Origin of the sequence: Grimontia marina (assembly GCF_900060185.1) — a bacterium.
GTDB classification, from domain to species: Bacteria; Pseudomonadota; Gammaproteobacteria; order Enterobacterales; family Vibrionaceae; genus Enterovibrio; species Enterovibrio marinus.
In genome coordinates, this window is record NZ_FIZY01000056.1 from 21,845 (window position 1) to 29,648 (window position 7,804).

General features: G+C 47.1%; 3 protein-coding genes and 1 pseudogene. 3 read left to right on the forward strand and 1 reads right to left on the reverse strand.

Annotation, left to right across the window (positions count from 1 at the left end; all coding sequences use genetic code 11):
* Positions 1–1,091: 1,091 nt before the first annotated feature.
* Together GMA8713_RS21035 and GMA8713_RS21040 are read left to right on the forward strand one after the other, a co-directional pair.
* Positions 1,092–3,074, forward strand: coding sequence for a replication initiator protein RctB domain-containing protein (locus GMA8713_RS21035; RefSeq protein WP_062713966.1), 1,983 nt, complete (start codon positions 1,092–1,094; stop codon positions 3,072–3,074).
* A 216-nt stretch (positions 3,075–3,290) separates the two neighbouring features.
* Positions 3,291–3,593 (forward strand): annotated as a pseudogene (locus tag GMA8713_RS21040) (ABC transporter); the annotation flags it as partial.
* A gap of 77 nt (positions 3,594–3,670) precedes the next feature.
* Here the strand turns inward: GMA8713_RS21040 and GMA8713_RS21045 are convergent.
* Positions 3,671–5,212 carry a glutamate synthase-related protein gene (locus tag GMA8713_RS21045; protein ID WP_062713970.1) on the reverse strand — a complete coding sequence of 514 codons (1,542 nt, stop codon included), beginning with the start codon at positions 5,210–5,212 and terminating at the stop codon, positions 3,671–3,673.
* 725 nt (positions 5,213–5,937) lie between these two features.
* Between GMA8713_RS21045 and GMA8713_RS21050 the strand changes: the two genes are divergently transcribed.
* The gene (locus tag GMA8713_RS21050) at positions 5,938–7,641 is read left to right on the forward strand and encodes a PAS domain S-box protein (protein ID WP_062713972.1); all 1,704 of its coding nucleotides are present in this window, start codon (positions 5,938–5,940) and stop codon (positions 7,639–7,641) included.
* Positions 7,642–7,804: the final 163 nt, after the last annotated feature.

Consider the following 7,804-nt stretch of genomic DNA (forward strand, 5'->3'; position numbering starts at 1 on the left):
TGAAAAGGTGAGTCCAAATTACGGCCTCTGTCATTTCAACATCAGTATTGATAAATTTCAGGTTGAATACATGATATCAGTCGATAGAGTCACGCTGTTACACCTCATCTTGATCATCGTTTCAGAAACATGATCAAGATGAAAGCAGGAGCGTTACCAGAATGATGTAAATCTTCTATTCTTCCTTGATCATACTTTCAACTGCAAAGACGTGATTAGGAAAAATGATCAAGGTGAAAATCAGAGGAGTAATTCGCCAAGGAGTAGGGTTATCGGATCCTCATTTTTCGAAAAGATGATCAAGTAACAGTCAGCATATTGATCATCAAAAGGAAGTACCGGAACGATGACAACATAACGCCAAATTACGGCTGATGCCTTTTCAACACTGGCTTTATCAAAAAAATCAAAGCGGTTAAACCTTAAATGGCTCAAGTAAGGGCATAGCCTATGTTCATTCAAAATACACAAACACACACTTGATCATCGTTTCGATTACCGGACACATATATCGCCCCGGCTAAAATACGTCTGATGTGAGTTCAATTGAACAGATACCCAGTATACTGGGAGAACAATATCAGTGCTAAACATGTAAATTAGGATGAAACGATGTCGAAAACACGTTTCCCTGATCATTTTTCCGAACGGAAAAGGACATGAGGAATGCTGAAACAGCGAGTTTTCACCAAGTACCAAAAATCCGCTGTGGATAAATTGTGAAAGCACCATGATCATGCTTTAGGGCTTTCGATGATCACACTTTCGAATCTTCGATGATCATTGTTTCGGGCTTATAATGATCATGCTTTCAATACCTTATTGATCATCTTTCCAAGGATGTCCTGATCATCGTTTCGAGACACCTAAAATTTATAACCTTTAATAACAATGCGTTACATAACTCTATTCGCACGGATCATAAGATCATAGAATCAATAAGATCTATTTAAATCAAAAAGATCAGTTTAAAAGCCTCAACAAAAAGATCTTTCTTTCTTTTATTTTTTCTTATAATCTTTCGGAAAGATGGCATAATTACGGTCATCTGTATTCTTATAACACTTTGGCTTAACAAGGAGCTGTGGCGAATGGCCTCAAGTCCCTCTGAAAAAATCCTGATTACAGCCCCTCGATCGCACAAAGACGGGCATTTATTTGAAGTACATGCCCAATTAGTAGATTGGCTTCCTCAGTACGAACACTTCAGAGGCGTCACCAAAAGTATCCTTGAACTGCTTAACCTTATTTCTCTTCGTGGCTTTTCTTCAAAAGATGGTTTGGTTTCTACTACCGAATTAGTTGAAGCAACCGAGGGTCAATTGACACGGGCAGCTATACAGCAACGTTTACGCGCAGCGGTTCAAATCGGACTTTTCACGCAACAGGGTGTCCGGTTTGAAGAAGGCCTAGCGGGGAAAACGATGCTCCATCGATTTGTGAACCCCAGTCAGCTGATTTCTGTGTTGGGCTCTGCAGGCCTGCAATCCGAAAAAACCAAAGTCATTGCCAAGCAAAAGCGTTCAAAGGCATTGGCGCAGAACCATGTTAACAAGCAATTGCTGCATGAGCATGGTTTAGGGACGCCTCCAATGATGCCGGATGAAAAGGATCAAATCCTTATCTCACCCACGAGCTGGGCAGGCATCATTGACCAGGCTTTGGCACCACCTCGTACCAAGAAAAGTTATCAGAAGTCTATGGTGGCGATCAGTGGCACCAAAGCGATCATCGAAACGCGATCCTCCAAGTCGATCATGACGGTAGATGATCTGATGACGCTATTTGCATTGTTCACACTGACCGTGCAATACCACGATCATCATCTGCCAAACTATGAACTGCAGACCCAGAAAGTGGGTAACAAAACACCAGTCTACATCACGGATATTCTGTCTTTGCGAGGTAAGAAAGACAGTGGCCCAGCGCGTGATTCCATTCGAGAAAGTATCGATCGCATCGAATTTACCGATTTCCAACTGCATGAACTTACTGGCCGGTGGTTGAGCGAGAATATGCCAGAAGGTTTCAAGAGTGATCGCTTCCGTTTCATCGCCCGCACTATCACCGCATCGGAAGAAGCCCCAAGGGAAGGGGAGGATGGAGAAATCCGCATCAAACCCAACCTCTACATCATGGTTTGGGAGCCATCTTTCTTCGAAGAGCTGATGACCCGCGATTACTTTTTCCTGTTCCCGCCTGAGATCTTGCGTCAGCATACGCTGGTATTCCAGCTCTATAGCCTCTTCAGAAGCCGTATGTCGCGTCGATTGGAAGATTCCATGACATTGAGCGATCTGAACCAGAAAATGGCGAGAAACATCGAATGGCGTCGTTTTTCGAGTGATCTGATCCGTGAGCTACGCAAGATGGCGAAAAAGGAAACGATCGCCGACGGGGTGTTTGCGGTGAATTTGTATGGTTATCACCTGACGCTATACCGGTTGGATGACGACAAGAAGCATCCTGACTATCGCATTGACATCAAGTGCAACGTGGATGAAGTGATCCGTTTCTCCCGTGCCAAAACCTACAACGAAGGGAAACGATCTCTTGCGCCGACCATGCCAAACCCGCTGCGCAACGAGATCTTGCCCACGCAAGACCTTGATCAGCTTTCCGAGATTATTGACGGGGAGTTTGAACCTATTCAGCGTAAGGAAAAACGTGGAGGCCGACTGGGACGTCGCGTCAAATTGCGCAAGCATCTGGTTGAAATCAATGCTGATGAGTTGACGATCACTCTGTCGAAGTACACGTCACAGGAAGCGATGCAGCGAGGCATCACTGCACTGTCTGCTATGACAGGGCATCCAGCTGCAAGCATTGCGGAAGAGTGTCAGTCTTACATGGATAAACTGGACTATTTGCGTGTAGATGGCGATATCCTCTCTTATGAGATACTCAGTAAAACAATTGAGTTTTATAACAGCCAACAGAACAATAAGCACCTGTCTATAGAGCGCCTGATATCCGGCCTAGCGGTGCGCCGCAAGGTTTGCCGTCAAGTTTATGACGGTCATCTAGACAGCACGGTGCTTGCCGTCTTGGATGAAGTGGCATCCGGTGTTTAGAAAAACTTACCTTATATTGACAAAATTCTGACATGCCAACCCTTCATGCTTAGTAGGATTATTCACGAATAGATACCTTTGTCCTATTGGCATCTGGGTTCGCCCGATGCACTGATTTGCTAACCCTTTGACGAGCCTCCGGGCTCGTTTTTTTTGTCCAGCATTTCGGCAGAATTCAGGAGTAGTTCCCGCAGTCACATTTCCAAATGCTGCTAATATGTAACCCATGATCAGGTGGAAGCGATGACACTCGCGAACAAGATCGTGGTGCTGGACGCCGGCCGTGTTGAGCTGAGTTTGGTTGAGCAGTTAGGTAACGAGTGTCTGATGTACTTCAACACCTCGTACACTGCTGAACCAGAGGTGATTCGTACCGAAGGGCAAACCAATATCCGTGCGGGTGATAAACGTTGTATCGAGTTTCCTGCGGATTATTGCCACCTGTTTGATCGCGACGAAAAGGCCTACAAACGCTCTGTAGTGGGCGAAACCAAGCCGTCACTGGTTGTGACTCCGTAATAGCCAGATGATGGCTTAAAACGTGAAAGAGGCAGGATTTTACTCCTGCGTCTTTTTCTTTGCTCAATAGAAGCGAATCAGAGCGTTGAAGGGCCCGTACCTGAGTAGTGAATACCGGAAAGCTCTGCCATTTCCTTATTGAAAGTCGCCAGATCGCTGTGAGTGAATTTACTCAAATGATCGTGGCCACAAGCGCGTGCCATCACCTGCATCAGATGGGTTGATGCGGTGAAGAAGTTGTAGAGTCGCTCGGAAGCCGCCTCGACATTCAGACGCTTGCGAAGTTCTGGATCTTGTGTCGCAATTCCCGCCGGACACATGTTGGAATTACACATGCGCGCACCGACACAACCAATCGCTTGCATCGCACTGTTGGAGAGGGCAATACCGTCGGCGCCCAGAGCCAACGCTTTCACAAAGTCACTCGGCACGCGAAGCCCGCCCGTAATGATCAAGGTAACGTCATTCACGCCCTGCACGTCCAGAAAGCGTCTTGCGCGTGCCAGCGCAGGAATGGTGGGTACACTGATGTGATCCCGGAAGAGGGTCGGTGCAGCACCGGTGCCGCCACCACGTCCATCAAGGATGATGTAGTCAGCGCCCGCATCCAGTGCAAAACCGATATCGGCTTCAATATGGTTGGCACTCAGTTTAAAACCGATGGGAATGCCGCCACTTTCACGCCGCACTTCGTCTGCGATGAGCGCAAAGTCCTCGGGTGTTTTCAGATCAGGGAAGGTGGATGGCGAAATGGCGTCTTTCCCTTCTGGAATACCGCGCACTTGTGAGATTTTGCCGTGGTTTTTGATGCCCGGCAGGTGACCACCTGTACCGGTTTTTGCACCCTGACCCCCTTTAAAATGGAAGGCCTGAACATCGCGCACTTTGGAAAGTTCAAAACCAAACTTGGCACTTGCCAGTTCATAGAAATAGTGGCTGTTCGCAGCATGTTCTTCAGGCAACATACCACCTTCGCCAGAACAAATTCCTGTACCCGCTTTTTCCGCCCCTGTTGCCAGCGCCACTTTGGCTTCTTCTGACAGCGCACCAAAACTCATGTCTGACACAAATAGCGGTGTATCGAGTTTCAGTGGCTTCTTCGCACGTGGGCCAACAATCAGCTCAGTGCCGACAGAAGCGTCATCCAAGAGTGGTTTCATTGCCATTTGTGCCACCATGATCTGGATATCGTCCCAAGTTGGTAGCTGGTAGCGAGGTACACCCATAGAGGTCATTGGGCCGTGGTGGCCAAATTTCTCAAGCCCTTCTTTGGCGAGCTGGTGGATCAGCTCAACATAGGGCTCTTCCTTAGTCGCTTTTGGCGCTGGGGAAGCACTTTCTCTTTGAACCGGCGGCATTTCTTTTCCGACATCCGTATCCGCAAAGCGGGTATGGGTGCCATCGCAGAAAGGCTCGTTTGCGGTGTTTTTACAGGCGCAAAACCAAGCTTCGCCATCTTTGTCTGCCTTGTAGGCCAGAGGCGTGAATTCTGTACCGGTATGGGAGCCGTCGCAATAGGGCTGTTTTTTCGAGCGTCCGCAGCGGCAGTAGTAATACTCTTTACCTTTTTCGAGCTCGACTTTGATAGGTTTGTTATTGGATACAACAGGATCTGTCATGACTTACTCCTTTAAGCGACATTTCTTCAGACGACCAACGTAATTGGCGTTTTTCACGCCTATTTAGGAATAGTGTCGGTATAAGTATGACCTGTTTTTCAATACCTAACGCGCAACAAGTATGAGGCAAACCTAAATTAGTCAGCTGCGAACCAATTCACCGGCCCATGCTTGCTAAGGGAGAAGCTTCAGCACCCTATGGTTTTCGGGTATGGAATCGGCCATGTGCTGAAGCGGAAAGGATTTTACCGCAGAGGACAGGTTCAGCCTTACTGTTGCTCCATTGTTTGAGGCATTGAGCACAACAATAAGGGTTTGCTCTGCATGGTGGTGTCAGGGGTGTTTATAGGCCAGTACGTGGCAGCGCCCTCCTACATCGCGATATGTTGCTTACGCCAGCCCAGCAGGGTGCGGGTAAAGTGGAGTAAAGAGGCTCTATTTTACAGATAACCCTCATGGATAGGGTCGGCTGACAGCCAAGGAAAAGTGTTGCTGAACCCAGGGATGTTGACACTCATATCTCATGAGACTAATAACCTTCGGGTTTTATTTACAGTGTAAATAAAACCCGAAGGTTAACTTAATCTAATAAAAATCAATGTATTGAAAAAAATAACCTTAGAGGTTTGTTGATATTTCTCGGTGTGTCTAAGCTTTGATTAATAGTATTATAAATGAATCAATTGATTCGAAATACGTCCATTACTCAATGTAGGTGCAGAGACATGGGACTTTTTGGAAACAGCAATGATAGCGTCATGAAACAAATACTGGATAAGGCCAGCGATGCGGTAATTTTTACAGATAGTAAAAACCGTGTGAGCTACATCAATGCGGCGGCAGAGGGGCTTTTCAACATACAAGCCAAAGAGGCGAAAGGCAAAGATATTACCTCTTTCAATATGGGCAGCTTACAGGTCGGTTCAAGTCAAACCCAACTTAATGGACAGGTCTGGGTGGAGGTCAATGTTTCTGAAATTTCGGTACCTGGGGGCAAAGGCTTGTCTGTTTTTGTGAAAGACATTTCCAAAGAGTACGGAGAGCGTCAACGTAATCTGCAAATGCTGGAACAATCCGTCAATGCCGTGGTATCAATCGATGGCAAAAATAATGTCACCTACATGAACCCGGCTGCGGAGGCTCTTTGGGGCTATAACGCTGATGAGGTTGTTGGGCGGAACGTGAAGATGCTAGTACCAAAAGAGATCCAGAGTTTCCACGATACCTATGTAAACACTAACCGACAGAGTCGCGTCGATATTATCGTGGGTAAAAGCAGGGATATAAAACTTGAGCGTCGCGATGGAAGCCGAATTTGGGCGAACCTGTCCTTGTCACGTGTCGAAGTTGGTGACGAAGTGGGTTACACCGCGTTTGCAAGGGACATTACAAAAGAAAAACTCGCCAGTGAAGAAACGGAACAGGTTCTGCGCCAAGCTATTGATGCCGTGGTTAGTATTGATGCTGACAACAATGTGACCTTCTTCAACCCAGCGGCAGAAGAACTTTGGGGATACTCGGCGGATGAAGTATTGGGTAACAATGTGCGTATGTTGGTGCCCGATGAATTCCAGGCAAATCACGACAACTATGTGAATAACAACCGCCGCACTGGGAAAGATAAGATAGTTGGCAATGCCCGTGAACTGGAAATGCAGTGTAAAGATGGCAGCCGCATTTGGGTGAACTTCTCGCTCTCCAAAGTCGACATTGGGGGTAGCATTTGTTACACCGCGTTTGTGCGTGATATTTCAGCGCAGCGCACGGCGCAGGAGTCAATCAACCAAACTCTTTCACAAGCACTGGATGCGGTGGTCACTATCGATGATAACAATGTTGTGACCTTCTTCAATCCTGCTGCTGAAGAACTATGGGGCTATGCTTCTGAAGAAGTCATTGGTCAGAATGTGAAGATGCTGGTCCCGCCGGAAATCCAATCAAACCACGACAATTTTGTCAATTCCAACCGAACCACAGGCAATGACAAAATCGTCGGTTCGAGCCGTGAAGTGCCGATTCACCGGAAAGATGGCCAGCTTCACTATGGTCTGCTGTCACTTTCTAGAGTGAAAATCGATGGTAAAACTATGTATACCGCGTTTGTGAAAGATGTGACCGCACAAGTTCAGCAGCGTGATGGCATGGGCGAAATCATGGACGGCGTGGCGAAATCCAGTGCAGAGATTTCCAATATTGCCAAAGTCATTGATGGCATTTCTGAGCAAACCAACCTTTTAGCTCTTAACGCAGCTATCGAGGCTGCGCGCGCTGGCGAGCATGGTAGAGGTTTTGCTGTTGTTGCGGATGAGGTTCGTCAATTGGCGACGCGCTCCTCCGAATCAACAAGCGAAATCAACCGACTGTCAGACGATACACAGAAACTGCTCACCGAACTTTCAGACGTTCTTAAAGCAGCGACTGGCCAATAACAGCACGACGGCCTGAAGGTGGCGTTTTTGGCATCTAGAAGTGGCCCCCAATTTTCGGACATGACTTTAAGTGATTGATCTGTTTTGATAGTCCCCAGAAAGACTGGAGCAGATGATGACAAGAAAACGTAGAAACCACTCACCCGAATTTAAAGCGAAGGTG

Bases quoted from the DNA above. Each gene is read 5' to 3' on its own strand.
- GMA8713_RS21035 (WP_062713966.1), top strand. From the start codon at position 1,092: ATGGCCTCAAGTCCCTCTGAAAAAATCCTGATTACAGCCCCTCGATCG.
- GMA8713_RS21045 (WP_062713970.1), bottom strand. From the start codon at position 5,212: ATGACAGATCCTGTTGTATCCAATAACAAACCTATCAAAGTCGAGCTC.
- GMA8713_RS21050 (WP_062713972.1), top strand. From the start codon at position 5,938: ATGGGACTTTTTGGAAACAGCAATGATAGCGTCATGAAACAAATACTG.